Annotated in this window: 16 protein-coding genes; 6 read left to right on the top strand and 10 right to left on the bottom strand. The window is 68.4% G+C overall.

Features of this window, described 5'->3' with window-relative positions:
• Positions 1-19: 19 nt before the first annotated feature.
• Together ASC79_RS08185 and ftsY are read right to left on the bottom strand one after the other, a co-directional pair.
• Positions 20-628 (bottom strand): inner membrane-spanning protein YciB, encoded by a 609-nt coding sequence (locus tag ASC79_RS08185; RefSeq protein ID WP_056026912.1) that lies wholly within the window; start codon positions 626-628, stop codon positions 20-22.
• The gene (gene ftsY, locus ASC79_RS08180; protein WP_056026909.1) at positions 625-1560 is read right to left on the bottom strand and encodes a signal recognition particle-docking protein FtsY; all 936 of its coding nucleotides are present in this window, start codon (positions 1558-1560) and stop codon (positions 625-627) included. The genes ASC79_RS08185 and ftsY overlap by 4 nt, the downstream gene beginning before the upstream one ends.
• A 47-nt stretch (positions 1561-1607) precedes the next feature.
• On the opposite strand from ftsY, the gene ASC79_RS08175 reads away from it, so the two are divergent.
• Positions 1608-2240 (top strand): trimeric intracellular cation channel family protein, encoded by a 633-nt coding sequence (locus tag ASC79_RS08175; RefSeq protein WP_056026906.1) that lies wholly within the window; start codon positions 1608-1610, stop codon positions 2238-2240.
• Here the strand turns inward: ASC79_RS08175 and ASC79_RS21020 are convergent.
• The 3 genes from ASC79_RS21020 to dapF all read right to left on the bottom strand — a co-directional run bounded on the left by ASC79_RS21020 (position 2237) and on the right by dapF (position 5030).
• Positions 2237-2758: a PEPxxWA-CTERM sorting domain-containing protein gene (locus ASC79_RS21020; RefSeq protein ID WP_156378509.1), complete on the bottom strand. Its 522-nt coding sequence runs from the start codon at positions 2756-2758 to the stop codon at positions 2237-2239. The two genes, ASC79_RS08175 and ASC79_RS21020, sit on opposite strands and share 4 nt — an antisense overlap.
• 119 nt (positions 2759-2877) lie before the next feature.
• Entirely contained in the window at positions 2878-4206 is a 1329-nt protein-coding gene (gene mtaB, locus ASC79_RS08165) for a tRNA (N(6)-L-threonylcarbamoyladenosine(37)-C(2))-methylthiotransferase MtaB (protein ID WP_235528850.1), read from the bottom strand.
• Positions 4203-5030: a diaminopimelate epimerase gene (dapF, locus tag ASC79_RS08160; RefSeq protein ID WP_056026900.1), complete on the bottom strand. Its 828-nt coding sequence runs from the start codon at positions 5028-5030 to the stop codon at positions 4203-4205. Before dapF ends, mtaB begins: the two co-directional genes overlap by 4 nt.
• Before the next feature lie 82 nt (positions 5031-5112).
• Between dapF and ASC79_RS08155 the strand changes: the two genes are divergently transcribed.
• Positions 5113-7173, top strand: a complete 2061-nt coding sequence (locus ASC79_RS08155) for a prolyl oligopeptidase family protein (RefSeq protein WP_056026897.1) — start codon at positions 5113-5115, stop codon at positions 7171-7173.
• A gap of 49 nt (positions 7174-7222) precedes the next feature.
• Here ASC79_RS08155 and ASC79_RS08150 read toward each other — a convergent pair whose 3' ends face one another.
• Positions 7223-9436, bottom strand: a complete 2214-nt coding sequence (locus ASC79_RS08150; protein WP_162244267.1) for a TonB-dependent siderophore receptor — start codon at positions 9434-9436, stop codon at positions 7223-7225.
• A gap of 122 nt (positions 9437-9558) precedes the next feature.
• Between ASC79_RS08150 and ASC79_RS08145 the strand changes: the two genes are divergently transcribed.
• The gene (locus ASC79_RS08145) at positions 9559-10629 is read left to right on the top strand and encodes a phytase (protein ID WP_235528869.1); all 1071 of its coding nucleotides are present in this window, start codon (positions 9559-9561) and stop codon (positions 10627-10629) included.
• Between the two features lie 4 nt (positions 10630-10633).
• Here the strand turns inward: ASC79_RS08145 and ASC79_RS08140 are convergent, their stop codons facing one another.
• From ASC79_RS08140 to ASC79_RS08130, 3 genes are all read right to left on the bottom strand, one after another.
• Positions 10634-10927, bottom strand: a complete 294-nt coding sequence (locus tag ASC79_RS08140) for a DUF2218 domain-containing protein (protein WP_056026889.1) — start codon at positions 10925-10927, stop codon at positions 10634-10636.
• Positions 10928-10946: 19 nt separating this feature from the next.
• Positions 10947-11525 (bottom strand): PadR family transcriptional regulator, encoded by a 579-nt coding sequence (locus tag ASC79_RS08135; protein WP_056026886.1) that lies wholly within the window; start codon positions 11523-11525, stop codon positions 10947-10949.
• 87 nt (positions 11526-11612) lie between these two features.
• On the bottom strand, positions 11613-12512 hold the full coding sequence (locus ASC79_RS08130) for a hydrogen peroxide-inducible genes activator (RefSeq protein ID WP_056026883.1): 900 nt from the start codon (positions 12510-12512) through the stop codon (positions 11613-11615).
• A gap of 121 nt (positions 12513-12633) precedes the next feature.
• On the opposite strand from ASC79_RS08130, the gene ASC79_RS08125 reads away from it, so the two are divergent.
• The 3 genes from ASC79_RS08125 (at position 12634) to ASC79_RS08115 (ending at position 14574) form a co-directional block, all read left to right on the top strand.
• The gene (locus tag ASC79_RS08125; protein WP_056026880.1) at positions 12634-13188 is read left to right on the top strand and encodes a peroxiredoxin; all 555 of its coding nucleotides are present in this window, start codon (positions 12634-12636) and stop codon (positions 13186-13188) included.
• 186 nt (positions 13189-13374) lie between these two features.
• On the top strand, positions 13375-13911 hold the full coding sequence (locus tag ASC79_RS08120; RefSeq protein WP_056026877.1) for a carboxymuconolactone decarboxylase family protein: 537 nt from the start codon (positions 13375-13377) through the stop codon (positions 13909-13911).
• Between the two features lie 78 nt (positions 13912-13989).
• Positions 13990-14574 carry an NUDIX domain-containing protein gene (locus ASC79_RS08115; protein ID WP_056026874.1) on the top strand — a complete coding sequence of 195 codons (585 nt, stop codon included), beginning with the start codon at positions 13990-13992 and terminating at the stop codon, positions 14572-14574.
• Here the strand turns inward: ASC79_RS08115 and ASC79_RS08110 are convergent.
• Positions 14571-16025 (bottom strand): PLP-dependent aminotransferase family protein, encoded by a 1455-nt coding sequence (locus ASC79_RS08110; protein WP_056026871.1) that lies wholly within the window; start codon positions 16023-16025, stop codon positions 14571-14573. The genes ASC79_RS08115 and ASC79_RS08110 overlap by 4 nt on opposite strands.
• Positions 16026-16037: the final 12 nt, after the last annotated feature.

The following is a 16037-nucleotide window of genomic DNA, read 5'->3' as shown; positions in this document are numbered from 1 at the left end:
GAAATCATCGTTCCGCGAGCTACTCGACGTGCGGCGGCGGCGGCTCGTCGGTCTTGGCGTACTTCATCATCAGCGGCACTTGCGCGAACGAGAACAGCACCGACAGGATCAACAGGCCGGGGAACCGGAACACCACCCAGATGTCGTCCGGCTGGGTCCGCCAGACCACCTCGTTCAGCGCCGCCAGGGCCAGGAAGAACAGGCCGTAGTTGAGGGTCAGCTTGCGCCAGCCTTCGTCGGGCATCTTCATCGCATCGCCCAGCAGCAGCTTCAGCGGGTTCTTGCGCAGGACCATTCCGCCCAGCAGGACGATCCCGAACAGGGTGTTCATCACCGTCGGCTTCATCTTCACGAAGCGGACGTCGTGGAAGAACAGCGTCAGGCCGCCGAACAGCAGGGCCGCGCCGCCGGCGATCAGCGGGAACGGCGCGATGCGCTTTTCGAACACCAGGCCGACGACAAGGCCGAGGGCGGAGCCGCCGACCAGCCACCAGGTCGCCAGGACCAGCGCCTCCTGCGAGGTGAGGCCGCCGTTCCGGTTGATGAAGAAGCCGATCAGGAAGGCGACCAGGCCGCCGTAGTCGACGACGCCGCGCACCCACTTGCGAGCGTTAGGGGAGAGCTTCATGCGTCTTCCAGGCCAACGAGGGTGCGGGCGAAGGCTCGGGCCTTGAAAGGCTGGAGATCCTCAATCCCCTCGCCGACGCCGATGAGCTTGATGGGCGAGTCGGAGGCCTGGGCCACCGGCACCAGCACGCCGCCGCGGGCCGTGCCGTCCAGCTTGGTCATGACGATGCCCGACACGCCGATCTGGTTGCCGAAGATGTTCTCCTGGGCAAGGGCGTTGCGGCCCACCGTGGCGTCCAGCACCAGCAGGGTTTCGTGAGGTGCGTCCGGCTCGACCTTCTTGACCACGCGGATGACCTTCAGGAGCTCATCCATCAGGCCCTGCTTGTTCTGCAGGCGGCCGGCGGTGTCGATCAGCACGACGTCATAGCCCTCGGCCTTGGCCCGCTCGATCGCGTCGAAGGCCAGGCCCGCCGCGTCCGATCCGGTCGGCCGCGACATGAAGTCGGCGCCCGAGCGCTCGGCCCAGACCTTCAGCTGCTCGACCGCCGCGGCGCGGAACGTATCGCCGGCGACGACCAGCACCTTGGCGCCGCGCCCGACCAGGTCGGCGGCGATCTTCCCCAACGTGGTGGTCTTGCCCGAGCCGTTGACGCCGATGAACATCACCACATAGGGGCGCGGCCCCGACAGCGGCGCGAACTCGCCTTCACGGCTTTCCAGCTCCGCGCCGATGGCTTCGGCGAGGGCTTCCTTGATTTCCTGCTCATCGACGCTCTTGCCGAACTTCTCGTCCGCAAAGCGTTTCGTGATGCGCGCAGCCGAATGCGGGCCGAGATCGGCCTCGATCAGCATCTCTTCAAGCTCGTCGAGCTTGGCCTGGTCCAGCGGCTGCTTGGTGAAGGTGGAGACCACCTGTTCCGTCATCTGCTTCGACGAGCGCGACAGCCCGGCGGTGAGACGTTGGAACCAGCCCTTCTTCGGTTCGGTCATGGCCCGCTTCTAGCTCGTCAAAGGGTTGCGCGATAGAGGATGCAGGCATGGACGCTCTCGCCGCCGCCTTCACCTGGTTCGACTACGCAGCAGTCGCCGTTTTCGGCGCGACCGGGGCCCTGGCCGCCGCCCAGCGCAAGCATGACTTCGTCACCTTCGCCTTCTTCGCGGCGGTGACCGGGGTCGGCGGCGGGACCCTGCGCGACCTGCTGCTCGACGCGCCGGTCTTCTGGGTCGGCAGGCCCGACTACCTGATCGTCTGCGTGGCTGCGGCCCTGGCGGTTTGGGTGTTCGGCACCGGCCACGCGCGGATGAAGGTGCTCTTGTGGTTCGACGCCCTGGGCATGGCGGCCTACAGCGTGGTGGGGGCGGCCAAGGCGCTGTCGCTCGGCGCGCCGCCGTTCTCGGCCCTGGTCATGGGCGTGCTGACCGCCTGCTTCGGCGGCATCATTCGCGATGTGCTCGCGAATGAGCCCTCCGTGCTGCTGCGCCGCGAGATCTATGTGAGCTGCGCCCTGGCCGGCGCGGGGGTCTATGTGGCGCTCGACGCGATGGGCCTGCGCGACGTCTGGACCGGGATCACCGGCTTCGCCGTCGCCTTCTCGATCCGCGCCGGGGCCATCCGCTACGGCTGGACGCTGCCGGCCTTCCCCGGACGCGGACGGCCCGGAGGCTCCTAGGACGCCAGCATGGCCTTGCGCCGTCGCAAGGCGGTCCCGAGCAAACCGAAGCCGGCAATCATCAGGGCCCAGGTCTGCGGCTCAGGGACGGCGCTAACCGGGCCGATCGAAACGCAATTGTTGCAGTATAGGGTGTTGGGGCCTTCGGCGACCGAAGCCGTGGTGTTTGAAGCCAGCAGGTTGCCGCTTCCGAAATGCAGGGCGAACGCCGAGAACGCCCCGCCGGAATAGAAGATGCTGGAATTAGCCGCGATGTCCGCCAGCGTCCACACGCGCGTACCGGTCACGTAGTCCAGCGAAACGAACGCGCTGGAGTCGGCCTTCGTGTCGTCGAACCGCAAGCTCCCCGAAAGCGTCGGCTGCAGCGAAAGTCCGTAGGGACCGTTCACCCCGTTCAGATGCTGCCAGTCTCCGCTGCTCACGGTGAAATCGATCTGTTTGATTGCAGCGGCGGCGGGCGAGCTGATTGCCGCGACCGACGCTGCCAGAGCGACGGACAATAGGAATGTGCGGAACACGACGTCTCCTGAGGATCTCGCTGGCCTTTCCAGCGGCCGGGACCCTCCGAGACTTCACGCAAACCGACCAGCAGATTCTCGCAACAGTTGCATCATAAACCCGCATAGCGGGCGCCGGCTCAGGCGACGTCCGCGGCGACAGCGTTGCGGGCGAGCACCTTGCCGCTGCCGACCCCAGTGACGAAGAACGAAACGACGCCGCCCACCTGGGCCTCGCCCTCGAAGGCGATCTCGGTGAAATCCTCGGCCCGCGCCACGCCGGGGCGCTCGACCAGGCCCATCAGGGTGCGGCCGACCTGACGCTCCAGGTGCCGGACCAGCGCCGCTTCGCCGGCCGCGCGCAGACGGGCGGCGCGGTCCTTGATCACCGGGCGCTGTAGCTGGGGCATCCGCGCCGCGGGCGTGCCGGGCCGCGGACTGAACGGGAAGACGTGCAGGAAGGACAGACCCGCCTCCTCGACCAGCGCCAGGGTGTTCTCGAACATCTCCTCGGTCTCGGTCGGGAAGCCGGCGATCAGGTCGGCGCCGAAGGCCGTGTCGGGCCGCACCGCCCGCACGTCGGCGACCAGCTTCAGGGCGTCGGCGCGGCTGTGGCGGCGCTTCATGCGCTTGAGGATCATGTCGTCGCCGGCCTGCAGCGACAGGTGCAGGTAGGGCATCAGCCGGGCGTCCTCGGCCAGGCAGCGCATCAGGTCCGGATCGATCTCGGCGGCGTCGATCGAGGACAGCCGCAGGCGCGGCAGATCGGGGACCAGCTTCAGGATCCGCGCGACCAGTTGGCCCAGGGTCGGCTGGCCCGGCAGGTCGGCGCCCCAGCTGGTCACGTCGACGCCGGTCAGCACCACTTCCTGATAGCCCTGGGCGGCCAGCTTGCGGACCTGCTCGACCACCTCGCCGGCGGCGGCGGAGCGCGAGTTCCCGCGGCCATAGGGAATGATGCAGAAGGTGCAGCGGTGATCGCAGCCGTTCTGGACCTCGACATAGGCCCGGGCGCGATCCTTCAGCCCGTCGATCAGATGACCTGCGGTCTCACGCACGCTCATGATGTCGTTGACGCGGACCTTGCCCTCGGGAACCTGGTCGGCATAGGCGCCGGCCTGGGACTTCTCGGCGTTCCCGAGCACGAGGTCGACCTCGTCCATCGCCGCAAAGGCGGCCGGGTCGATCTGGGCTGCGCAGCCGGTGACGATCAGCTTGGCGTCAGGATTCTCGCGCCGCGCCTTGCGGATCGCCTGACGCGCCTGGCGCACGGCCTCATTGGTCACCGCGCAGGTGTTGAAGACGATCGCGTTTTCGAGCCCGTCCTCCGCCGCGCGGGCGCGGATGACCTCGCTCTCATAGGCGTTGAGGCGGCAGCCGAAGGTGACGATGTCCACGCCGCGCGCGTCAGCCGGCGCCGTCCGCGGCGTCAGCTCGAAGTCTTCGACAGCGTCGTGGTCGTGGCTCACGGCAGCGTTCCGGTGAAGTCGACCTGGGCCGGGCCGGTCATGATCACATGGCCGTCGCTTTCGCGCCATTCGATGACCAGCTCGCCGCCGTCCAGCACCAGCGTCGCCTTGCGGTCGACCAGGCCGCGCCGATACGAGGCGACAAGCGCCGCGCAGGCGCCGGTGCCGCAGGCCTTGGTCAGGCCCGCCCCGCGCTCCCAGACCTTCAGCCGGATGCGGTCGCGGCTGACGATCTGCGCGAAGCCGACGTTCACGCCCTCTGGGAACAGCCGGTGATGCTCGATCATCGGGCCGACCTGGACCACCGGCGCGGTCTCGGCGTCCGGAACGAAGAACACCACGTGCGGATTGCCCATCGAGACGCAGCCCGGCGTGTGCAGGATCGGGTCGTCGATGGGGCCGACCTGCAGCTCTATGCCGCGGGTGTCCATCTCCTCCTCCAGCGGGATCTGCCGCCAGTCGAGGCCCGGCTCGCCCATGTCGACGCTGACGATCCTGTCGCCGGCGCGGGCCGCGGTCAGCAGGCCGCCCTGGGTCTCGATCACCGCCTGGTCGCGGCCCGAGGCCTCCATCAGCAGCCAGCCGACGCAGCGGCTGGCGTTGCCGCAGGCGCCGACCTCCTCACCGTCGGCGTTCCAGAAGCGCACCCGAGCGTCAGCTTTCTGCGAGGGCTCGATGGAAACCAGCTGGTCGCAGCCGATTCCGCGCTCGCGGCTGGCGATCGCGCGCACCTCCTCCGCGGTGGGCGCGAAGGGGGCGGTGCGGGCCTCGACCACGACGAAGTCGTTGCCGAGCCCGTTCATCTTCAGGAACGGACGGCTCATGGCCGGGGCTATATAGGCGAGAATTGCCACGCAATCACCTTGCGCGAGACACGGCCCGGCTTGGCCGCTATGCGTAACGCCCATGAAACTTGTTACGGCGGCGCTCGCAGGCGCCCTTCTAACCGCCCCCGCGGCCTTGGCTCAGCCCCCCGCCGCCGACCCGTTCATCTGGCTCGAAGACATCGACAGCCCCAAGGCGATGGCCTGGGTGGAGGCGCAGAACGCCCGCACCGCCAAGCGCCTCGAAGGCGACGCCCGCTACCAGACCTTCCTCACCGAAGGCCGGGCGATCTTCACCGCCACCGACCGCATCCCCAAGCCCGACTTCCGGGCCGGCGGAGTCGATAACTTCTGGCAGGATGCGACCAACACCCATGGCGTCTGGCGTCACGCCAGCCTGGCCTCCTACCGCATGGCCGCGCCGGCCTGGGAGGTCACGCTCGACATCGACAAGCTGGCCAAGGACGAGGGGCGCAACTGGTTCTGGAAGGGGGCGACCTGCCTCAAGCCGGACGAGACCCTGTGCCTGGTGCGGCTGTCGAACGGCGGCGGCGACGCGGTCGAGCTGCGCGAGTTCGACACCAGGACCAGAACCTTCGTCGAGGGCGGATTCCGCTCGCCGGAAGGCAAGCAAGGCGCCGAATGGGTCGACCGCGACACCCTGGTCGCCTGGCGCGAATGGACCCCGGGCGAGGTCACCGCCTCCGGCTACGCCAACGTGGTCAAGATCCTGAAGCGCTCGGGCGAGGCGACCGAAATCTTCCGCGGCCAGAAGTCAGACGTCTGGGCCAACGCGGCGGTGCTGCGCGGCGAGGCCGGCAGGACCGACGGCGTGCTGATCCAGCGCGGCCTCACCTTCTTCGAGTCCGAGTACTCGCTGTACGTCGACGGCAAGCTGACCGCGGTCGCCCTGCCGAAGAAGGCGCAGTTCCAGGCCTATGTCGACGGCCGGATGGTCTTCACGCTGCAGGAGGCCTGGAACGGCTTCGGCTCCGGTGCGCTGATCGCCTACGACCCCAAGGATCTGGCCGCCAAGCCGGCGCTGGTCTTCCAGCCCGGGCCGCGCCAGGCGATCCAGGCGGTCGCCGACACCAAGGGCCTGCTGGCGGTCGAGCTGCTGGAGGACGTGAAGGGCGCGGTCGACGTCTACGACCTGAAGGACGGCAAGTGGACCGCCCGCCGCCTGGCCCTGCCCAAGGGCGAGACGCTGTCGATCATCTCCACCTCCGGCAGGGACGACCAACTGTTCGTCGGGGCCGAGGGCTTCCTGACGCCATCGAGCCTGTGGCTGGCCGACGGCGCCACCGGCAAGGCGGAGAAGCTGAAGTCGCTGCCGGCCCGCTTTGACGCCAGCAAAGATCAGGTCGACCAGTTCTGGGCGACCTCGTCCGACGGGACCCAGATCCCCTACTTCGTGGTCCGTCCGAAGGGCGCCAAGCTCGACGGCGGGGTCCCGACCATCATGTACGGCTACGGCGGTTTCGAAGTCGCCAAGCCGCCGATCTACATCCCGGAGATGGGCAAGATCTGGCTGGAACGCGGCGGCGCCTACGTCATCGCCAACATCCGCGGCGGCGGCGAGTTCGGCCCCGCCTGGCACCAGTCGGTGCTGCGCGAGAAGCGCCAGCTGGCCTTCGACGACTTCGCCGCGGTGGCCCGCGACCTGGAGGCGCGCAAGATCACCTCAGCCCGCCGTCTGGGCATCTACGGCCGCTCCAACGGCGGGGTGCTGACCACCGTCTCGATGACCCAGCATCCCGAGCTCTGGAAAGCCGTGGTGGTCGAGAGCCCGCTGGTCGACATGCTGCGCTACCACAAGCTCTCGGCTGGGGCCTCGTGGGTCGGCGAGTACGGCGATCCGGACGTGCCGGAGGATCACGCCTTCATCGCCAGGTACGACGGCTACCTGAACCTCAAGCCCGGCCAGAAGTACCCCGAGCCCTACATCACCACGAACACGCGCGACGACCGGGTGCATCCCGGCCACGCCCGCAAGTTCGCCGCCAAGATGGAGCAGCTCGGCTACCCCTACCTCTATTTCGAGAACACCTTCGGCGGCCACTCCAACGACGCCGACCCGGAGATGAACGCCAAGCGCTGGGCCCGGCACTACGTCTACCTGGCCCAGAAACTGATGGACTGAGCATCGCCCGCGAAGGCGCGATCGCCTTCGCGGGGATGAGCCTCCGCGGCTAGAACGCCGCCCGGAACGTGACCTGGTAGAGCACGCCGGACCGCTCGCTCTCGCGCTCGCTTTCGGCGACGTCGCGGGCCAGGCGGTTGGCGAGGATCTCGTCGACCGAGTCGCCGTCGAAGGTGCGGTAGGTCTCGCGCTTTTCCTTGTCGAGCAGGTTCATCGCCGCCAGGCGGACCACGTAGCGATCGCCGAAGCGCTTCTCGACGAAGGCCTCGAGATCGGCGTCGTAGTCCACGGTGACCTCCTCATCGAGGCCGGACTCAAAGCCCATGTCGCGGTCGTACAGGCTGGCGCCGAAGCTGGCGTTCCAGCTCGGCACGGTGTGCACGAAGCCGACGTTGTAGACGTAGCTCGGCTGGTTGGTGAACGGCCGGTCCTGGCCGGTGAAGGGATCCTTCACCTCACTCTCCAACCAGGTGTAGTTGAAGAACACCCCGGTGTTCGGCAGGCCGATCACGTCCAGCGGCGTCGAGAGGTCGAGCTCGATCCCATAGGTCTTGCCCGAGCCGATGTTGCGCGGCTCGTAGACGCGGCCCAGCCCAGACGACGACACTTCGCTGGTGGCGACGAGGTCGATCAGGTTCTCGACGTCGCGATAGAAGAAGTTGATCCCGACGACTCCGCGGGCGCCCAGGCGGCGCTCGTAGCCGATGTCGAGGCCCCAGGCGGTTTCATTGTCGAGGTTGGGATTGCCGCGCAGATCGTCGTCCTCCGCGGGCTCCTCCTCGGCGACATAGGGGGCCAGCAGGCCGTAGTCGGGGCGCCGCACGGTGCGCGCGACAGAGGCGCGGAACTGATCGACGTCGGTCGGCCGGAAGGTGGCGTGCAGCGAGGGATTGAGCTCGTTGGCGTCCTTGGACACCGAGCCCTGGTCGCTCTCGACCTCGCGCTTGGTGGTCTCGTAGCGAAGGCCGGCATCGAAGGTCCACATGGCGGACGGCTCGAAGGTCAGCCGCACATAGGGATCGATCCGGCGCTCCTTGATCTTGTAGACCGCGCCCGGACCCGGATCGGGGTCGCCGACGGCGCCGTCGTCGACGTCGAACTCGACCTCGGAGCCGTCACGGGTCTTCTTCAGCCAGTCGACGCCGGCCTTCACCGCGACCAGGTCGGACTTCCATTTGTAATAGGCGCCGGCGCCCCACTCCTGGTCGTCGATGTCGAGTTCGACGTACTCGTCCAGTTCGCGGTCGGAGAAGTCCTCTTCCTCGCCGACATCGACGTTCGTGCGGGTCTTCTCGTCATAGCGCGACCAGCCCAGGTCGAAGCCGAGCTTGCCCGGCCCGGCGTCGAACTCGCCGTCCAGGTCGAGGGCGTAGGTGCGCTGCTGGATGCGCTCAGCCTGGATCTCGAACTCGTCGAAGTCGCCACGCGGCAGCTCGTTATAGGTCAGCGAGGTCTCGTCCTCGTCGCGGTCGGTGTCGACGATCAGGCCCGAGAGCCGCAGGCGGCCGGTGGCGAACTGATGGGCGATCTCGCCATTGGCCGAGATGTCGACGCCGTCGCGGGTGTCGGACTGGTACTCGACGTTGTCGAAGTCGGCGAACTCGCCCTCGTAGCGGTAGCTGACCTTCTTCTTGGGATTGCGACGCCCCTGGTAGTTCAGTCCCGCCCAGTAGGTGGTGTCGCCACTGGCGGTGGCGCCGGCATAGGCGATCGCTCCGGAGGGACGGGCCTTGCCGTCCTCGTTGATCAGCGCCCCGGCCTTCACGAAGCCGCCGGTGAGGGTCGCACCCTCCTTCAGCACCACGTTCAGCGAGCCGGCCATGCCGTCGCTCGGCTGGTCGGCGCGGGGGCTGCGGATGATCTCGATCCGCTCGACCAGTTCGGCCGGGATGCGGTCGACGAAGAAGCTGCGGTCGCCCTCGCCGCCCGGCGCGCGGCGGCCGTTGATCAGCACCTGGGTGTAGCCCGGCGGCAGGCCGCGCATGGAGACGCCGTCGAACTCCAGGACGTCCGAGGTGAAGGTCACGCCCGGCACGCGCTTGAGCATCTCGCCCACCGACACCGGCTCGAACCGCTGGAAGTAGTCGAGGTCATAGGACAGCGTGGGATTCACGTCGTCAGTGCGGTCACGGAAAGCGATCTCGCCGGTGACGATCAGTTCGGCCACGGGCGTGGCGTCGGCCGCGTCCTCGGCCAGGGCCGGCGCAGCGGCCAGAGCAAGCGGCGCAACTGCGGCGCAGGCGAGCAAAGAAAGTCGCGTCATGGGTCCCCCGACATGCGGGGCTGTTGACCTGGCCCCACGCAGCATGATTTGCAGCGCAGGGGATATATCTTGCACGCGGAGTGGGGCCAGTGACGGTTTCTAAGCAGAATATTTTCAGTTTTGTGACGGTCGTCGCAATTTCATCCCTCGCCATGGGATGCGCCGCATTCGACCCGGAAAGCGTCTCGGACTCCGCGGGGATGACCCTGGGAACCGGGACGCCCGTGCCCGCGGCGGCCGAGACCGCAGCGGTCGGCACCAAGGCGCGCGACGCCGCCGACGACCCGGAAATCTGGGCCGATCCTCGCGACCCCTCGCGCGGCGCGATCTTCGGCACCGACAAGAAGGCCGGGCTCTACGTCTACGATCTGGCTGGCAAGGATCTTCAGTTCCTGCCGGAGGGGCCGCTGAACAATGTCGACCTGCGCGACGGCTTCACCGTCAACGGCAAGGCCCAGGTGCTGGTCGGCGCCAGCGATCGGGCGCGCGGGGCGATCGGCTTCTTCCTGCTCGATCCCGACAGCCTAGCGGTGACGCTGTGGGGCCGCACGCCGGTGCAGGTCAGCGAGCCGTACGGCTTCTGCATGGGCCGCAGCGGCGCCGACACCATCGCGGTGATGGTCGGCAAGGACGGCGACGTCGCTCAATTCACGATCACCGACCAGGGCGGCAAGCCGGCGGCGCAACTCACCCGCACCTTCGCGGTCGGGTCGCAGTCGGAAGGCTGCGTCGTCGATGACGCCGCCGGCGTGCTCTATGTGGGCGAGGAGGCCAAGGGGATCTGGCGCTACAGCCTCGACCCCGCCACCGGTTCGGCCCGCACCCTGCTGGCCGGCGCGCCGTCGGAGATCCTCAAGCCCGACGTCGAAGGCCTGACCCTGCTGCGCGAGGCCGGCAAGACCTACCTCCTGGCTTCGAGCCAAGGCGACAGCGCCTTTGCGGTGTGGCGGGTGGACGGCGCGGAGCCGGCCTATGCCGGCCGCTTCTCGGTGGTCCCGGGCGCCGGAGTCGACGCCGTCACCGGCACCGACGGCCTGGCCGCCCTGGGCGGACCGGTCGGGGCGTTTCCAGAGGGCCTGATCGTGGTGCAGGACGATTCCGACACCGACGGCGAGACCACCACCGGCCCGCGCGCCCGCCAGAACTTCAAGCTCGTGGACTGGCGCGCGGTGAAGGCGGCGTTGGGGCTCTAGGCGCTCAGCGCGCCGCCCCGCGACGCCATTCCACGTCCATCTGCGGCTCGCTGAGGGCGAAGCGCTTCAGATGGCTGTCCATCACCTGTTCCAGGCGGGCGAGGCTCTCGGCGTCGCTCGCCTGGGCGACCATCATCAAGGTCTCGGGGGCCGCTCGCAGCGCGGCCTCGCCCATCTCGAAGACGATCTTGCCCTCGTGGTCGTTCCACGAGGCCGGGACCTCGTGGCCGAAGTGCTTGCAGAGCTGCACCATGTAGCGGCCGGCGTTTGCCGTCGGAACGGTAGCGCTCGATTTCATGACGGCCTCCGGGTTGGGTTCAGGCCTTCTCGATCTTGGCGACGGCTTCGTCGATGGCCGCGACGATCGCGTCCACCTGCGCCTCGCTGGGGCGCTCGCCCGAGAGCTTCAGCTTCAGCGCCATGCCGAGGTTCTGCATGGCCCGGGCCACCCGCGGCGAGGACCGCGGCGAGGATTCCGCCGCCTCGTTCAGCCGAGCAAAAACCGCGTCCACGGCCGGCTTGTTCCGTTCCAGGGCTTCCAGGCCGGTCTCGGTGATCTCGTAGGCCTTGCGGCCGCCCTCGGCGCCGGTCTGGCGGGCGAAGCCCTCGTCTTCCAGCAGGCTCAGGGTCGGATAGATCACGCCGGGGCTGGGGCGATACGACCCGCCGGTGCGCTCTTCGAGGGCGCGGATCAGTTCGTAGCCATGGCTCGGCTTGTCCTTCAGCAGCGCCAGGATGACGAAGCGAAGGTCGCCGTGCTCCAGCAGCCGGCCGATGCGCGGCCCGCCGCCATGACGGCCGCGGCCGCCCCAGTGTTCGCCGCCGCCGAAACCGCCGCCGAACGGGCCACGGCCCCGATGTTCGCGATGGGCCTTCCAATTGTGATGTCGATGCATTTTCGATCCTATTTCGATATGTCGTTATCGCAGATATATCGAAGTCGGATCGAAGTTCAAGATATATCTTAGATGTTTTTTAGATCATCACGCCCCGCGCAGCGTCTCGGCCAGCAACCTGCCCTCCGCCGCGCGGCTTGAGCCCGCACGCCAGGCGACGACGATCTCACGGCTGGGATGGTCGGCCTTCAGCGGCATGACCGCCACGTCCGCCGCCTCGGTCAGGCCGGCCGCCACCGCCATGGCCGGCAGGAAGGTCACCCCCAGTCCCGAACCGACCATCTGCACCAGGGTCGGCAGCGAGGTGGCGGCGAACGCCTCCTCCTCGCCGGTCGCCTTCGGCGGCTTGAGCCCGCATGCGGCCAGGGCGTGGTCGCGCAGGCAGTGGCCGTCCTCCAGCAGGATCAGGTCGTCGCTCTCCAAAGCCGACGGCGGGGCTTCGGCTTCCTGCGCCAGCGGGTGGCTGCGCGGCAGGGCGGCCAGCAGTTCGTCGTCCGAGACGTGGGCGTGGGCCAGTCCCGCCATGTCGTAGGGCAATGCGATCAAGGCCGCGTCCAGCTGGCCGGCCTTCAGCAGCGCGATCAACCGATGGGTCAGGTCCTCGCGCAGATAAAGCCGCAGCTTGGGGAAACGCGCGCGCAGCAGCGGCAGCGCCTTGGGCAGCAGGAACGGCGCGACCGTCGGAATGACCCCCAGCCGGAAGCGGCCGGTCAGCGGCTGTCCCGCATTGCGGGCCGACTGCACCATCTCCTCGGCCTCGTTGAGGATGGTGGTCGCCTTGCCCAGCGCCACCTCACCGACGGCGGTGAGGATCACCCCCGAGCGCGCGCGGTCGACCACTGGTCCGCCGAGGATCTTCTCCAGCTCCTGCACCCCGGCGGAAAGCGTGGGCTGGGTCACGTGCGCGGCGTCGGCGGCGCGGCCGAAGGAACCGTGCTCGGCGAGGAGCTTCAGATACTGGAGCTGGCGGAGGGTGGGGAGACTCATGGAGCTAAGATAGGTTTTATCTATCCAAAATCCAGAAACTATCGATTGGCCTTTTGTGCGCTGCAGCACTATCTCAGCGGCACGGCTTCGGCCGACCAGTTCAAATCACTTGGAGAGATCTATGCTCGGCGTTGGTGAAAAGCTTCCGGAATTCAAGGTCGTCGGCGTGAAGCCGAAGTTCAACCGTCACGAAGAAAACGGCGAAAGCGCGTTCGAAACCGTCACCAACGAGTCGTTCCCCGGCAAGTGGAAGGTCATCTTCTTCTACCCGAAGGACTTCACCTTCGTTTGCCCGACCGAGATCGCCGAGTTCGCCCGCCTGAACTCGCAGTTCGAAGAGCGCGACACCGTCGTGCTCGGCGGCTCGACCGACAACGAGCACTCCAAGCTCGGCTGGCGTCGTGAGCACCCGGATCTGAACAGCCTGCCGATCTGGAACTTCGCCGACAACAGCGGCAAGTTCGCCCGCGCCCTCGGCGTCCTGAACGAAGAAGAAGGCGTCGCCCTGCGCGCCACCTACGTGGTCGACCCGCACAATGTCGTCCAGCACGTCTACGTGACCAACCTGAACGTGGGCCGCGCTCCGGCCGACACGCTGCGCGTCCTCGACGCGCTGCAAACCGACGAACTCTGCCCGTGCAACCGCGCGGTCGGCGGCGAGACCCTGGCGGCGTAAAGCCCTCCAGCGATCGGGCGGGTCCGCGGATCCGCCCTTTTGCGCCGTCAATGTCCGGGTGCGCGCGATCTCCCCGCGCCGCCCGGACGCCTCTTTCCCCTTTATCTGAGCCCACCCCCTTTATCTGAGCGGGGGCGTCGCCGAGACTGGCGGACGCTTTCGTGTGCCCGAAGTTTGGAGATTGCCATGTCGCTCGACGCCCTGCGCGAGACGCTGCCCGCCTACGCCAAGGACCTCAGCCTCAACCTGTCGAGCCTGGCCGCCGAGACCGTGCTGAGCGATCAGCAGAAGTGGGGCACCTTCGTCGCCTCGGCCCACGCCGTCGGTACGCCGGCCGTGATCAAGGCGGTCGACGCCGCCGCCGCCGCGGCCGGCCTCTCGGCCGAAGCTGCGACCGCCGCCAAGGCCGCCGCTGCGATCATGGGCATGAACAATGTCTACTACCGCTCGCTGCACCTGCTCACGAACCCCGAGTACAAGACCCTGCCGGCCAAGCTGCGGATGAACATCCTGGCCAATCCGGGCGTCGACAAGGTCGACTTCGAGCTGTGGTCCACCGCCGTTTCGGCCATCAACGGCTGCGGCATGTGCCTGGACGCCCACGAGTCGGAGCTGAAGAAGCACGGCGTGCCGAACACCTCGATCCAGGCCGCCCTGCGCATCGGGGCCGTGGTCAACGCGGTCAGCCGCGTGGTCGCCGCCGAGGCCGCCTCGGCGTCCTGAGATCTCCCTTCCGCCCGCCCGGCCATAGCCAGGCGGGCGGAATCGTCTCCGAATGCCGCCTCCAACCGGGAGGCGCCCATGTCCGTGTCAGATCGCATCCGCGTCCGCGACGTGCGCCTGCTGTCCGACAACTGGTACGTCCTGAAGGCCACGACCTTCGACTGGCGACGCGCCGACGGCACCTGGCAGACCCAGAGCCGCGAGACCTATGACCGCGGCAACGGCGCGGCCCTGCTGCCCTACAATCTCGCCGCCCGCACCGTCATCCTGACCCGGCAGTTCCGCTACCCGGCCTATGTGAACGGCTGCGACGGCCTGCTGGTCGAGGCGCCGGCCGGCCTGCTCGACGACGCCTCGCCCGAGGAGCGCATCCGCGCCGAGGTCGAGGAGGAGACCGGCTACCGGCTGGGCGAGATCCGCAAGATCTTCGAGTGCTTCATGAGCCCCGGCTCGGTCACCGAGAAGCTGCACTTCTTCGTCGCCGAGTATGACGCCGCCATGCGCGTCGGCGCCGGCGGCGGGCTTGAGACCGAGGGCGAGGAGATCGACGTTCTCGAGCTGCCGTTCGACGAGGCCATGGCCATGGTCGCCGACGGCCGCGTCGCCGATGCGAAGACCATCATCCTGCTGCAGCATGCGGCGCTGAACATCTTCGAGGCCTAGGCCCCCAGCGCCCGCGCCAGCCGCGCCACCCCGGGCGCCATCATCCGCTCGGGAAACCCGGAAAAGCCCAGCATCAGGCCCTGGCGCGGTTGCGCCTGCCGATAGAGCCGGCTGATCGCCCGCACGCTGACCCCGCCGCGCGCCGCCGCCGCCTCGACCTCCAGGTCCGAGCCGTTCCCCTTCAGATAGGCGATCAGGGTCATGCCCTGATCAGGCCTGTCGACCTCCAGCAGGTCTCCGAGCTGCGTCTCCAGCGCCCCGGCCAGGGCGTCGCGCTGAGCCTTGTAGGCCAGACGTCGGCGGCGGATGTGAGCGGCGAAGTGGCCTTCGCGCATGAAATCCAGGACGATCGCCTGGGTCAGGGTCGGCGGCTGGCGGTCCATCAGCTGGCGGGCGTTGACGAAGGCCGTGACCAGCGGCCGCGGGGCCACCAGGTAGCCCATCCGCAGGCCCGGAAAGAGCGCCTTGTTGAGGGTGCCGACATAGATCACCCGCTCGCCGCCATCGAGCCCCTGAAGGGATTCCAGCGGCGGGCCGGAATAGCGGAACTCCGAGGCGTAATCGTCCTCGACGATCCAGGCGCCCGCGGTCCGCGCCCAGGCCAGCAGCTCCATCCGCCGCCCCATCGAGAGGGTCATGCCCAGCGGGTACTGGTGCGACGGGGTGACGAAGGCGACCCGCGCCTGGGGCGCCGCCTCGACCCCTGCGGCGACCACGACGCCCGAGCGGTCCACCGGCGTGTGGAAGATGTCGGCGCCCATGGCCGCCAGGGCGTGGCGGGTGGCCGGATAGCCCGGATCCTCCATCCAGACGCGGTCGCCCTCCTTCAGCAGCACCCTCGCCGCGATGTCGACGGCGTGCTGGGCGCCGGCCGTCACGATCACCTGGTCCGGTTCGCAGATCACCCCGCGGGCGGCTCGCAGGTAGTCGCAGATCGCCGCCCGAAGCGCCTTGTCGCCCCGCGGGTCGGAATAGCCGAAGTGCACCGGATCGAGGGTGCGCAGCGCCCGCCGCGTCGAACGCGACCAGGCGTCCATGGCGCGGGCGTCGAGCAGGGTGCGGCCGGAGGTGAACAGCCGCTGGTCAGCCTGAGGTGGCGGCAGCACGACCTCATCCAGGTCACGCACGCGGTCCGGCACCACCGACGGCGACCGGGGCGCGGCGTCCGCGGGCGGCTTCAACTCCGCGACGCCCGACAGGTCCGTCGAGACGTAGGTCCCCGATCCCGGCCGTCCGACCGCATAGCCCTCGGCCAGCAACAGGTCGTAGGCGGCGACCACCGAGGCCCGCGCCACCCCAAGCCGCTGGGCGAAGTCGCGGCTGGACGGCAGCCGGTCGCCGGGCTTCAGGGCGCTCTGCACGATCGCCCCACGCACCTGGTCGTAGATCTGGCGGATCACCGGCTCGCCCGCCTGCGGTCCGCGCCACGGATAGATTTCGGCCCAGCTCATCAGACCACCTCA

The organism is Phenylobacterium sp. Root1290, from assembly GCF_001425305.1.
In the GTDB taxonomy this organism is placed as follows: domain Bacteria; phylum Pseudomonadota; class Alphaproteobacteria; order Caulobacterales; family Caulobacteraceae; genus Phenylobacterium.
The sequence above is the reverse complement of the archived record's forward strand: the minus strand, read 5'-3'. Positions and strand labels throughout refer to the sequence as shown.

What these genes read in the sequence shown, in the direction of transcription:
- ASC79_RS08120 (WP_056026877.1), top strand. Translation starts at nt 13,375, where the DNA reads ATGTCGCTCGACGCCCTGCGCGAGACGCTGCCCGCCTACGCCAAGGAC.
- ASC79_RS08150 (WP_162244267.1), bottom strand. Translation starts at nt 9,436, where the DNA reads ATGACGCGACTTTCTTTGCTCGCCTGCGCCGCAGTTGCGCCGCTTGCT.
- ASC79_RS08155 (WP_056026897.1), top strand. Translation starts at nt 5,113, where the DNA reads ATGAAACTTGTTACGGCGGCGCTCGCAGGCGCCCTTCTAACCGCCCCC.
- ASC79_RS08185 (WP_056026912.1), bottom strand. Translation starts at nt 628, where the DNA reads ATGAAGCTCTCCCCTAACGCTCGCAAGTGGGTGCGCGGCGTCGTCGAC.
- ASC79_RS08130 (WP_056026883.1), bottom strand. Translation starts at nt 12,512, where the DNA reads ATGAGTCTCCCCACCCTCCGCCAGCTCCAGTATCTGAAGCTCCTCGCC.
- ASC79_RS08135 (WP_056026886.1), bottom strand. Translation starts at nt 11,525, where the DNA reads ATGCATCGACATCACAATTGGAAGGCCCATCGCGAACATCGGGGCCGT.
- ASC79_RS08175 (WP_056026906.1), top strand. Translation starts at nt 1,608, where the DNA reads ATGGACGCTCTCGCCGCCGCCTTCACCTGGTTCGACTACGCAGCAGTC.
- ASC79_RS08110 (WP_056026871.1), bottom strand. Translation starts at nt 16,025, where the DNA reads ATGAGCTGGGCCGAAATCTATCCGTGGCGCGGACCGCAGGCGGGCGAG.
- dapF (WP_056026900.1), bottom strand. Translation starts at nt 5,030, where the DNA reads ATGAGCCGTCCGTTCCTGAAGATGAACGGGCTCGGCAACGACTTCGTC.
- ASC79_RS08115 (WP_056026874.1), top strand. Translation starts at nt 13,990, where the DNA reads ATGTCCGTGTCAGATCGCATCCGCGTCCGCGACGTGCGCCTGCTGTCC.
- ftsY (WP_056026909.1), bottom strand. Translation starts at nt 1,560, where the DNA reads ATGACCGAACCGAAGAAGGGCTGGTTCCAACGTCTCACCGCCGGGCTG.
- ASC79_RS08125 (WP_056026880.1), top strand. Translation starts at nt 12,634, where the DNA reads ATGCTCGGCGTTGGTGAAAAGCTTCCGGAATTCAAGGTCGTCGGCGTG.
- ASC79_RS08140 (WP_056026889.1), bottom strand. Translation starts at nt 10,927, where the DNA reads ATGAAATCGAGCGCTACCGTTCCGACGGCAAACGCCGGCCGCTACATG.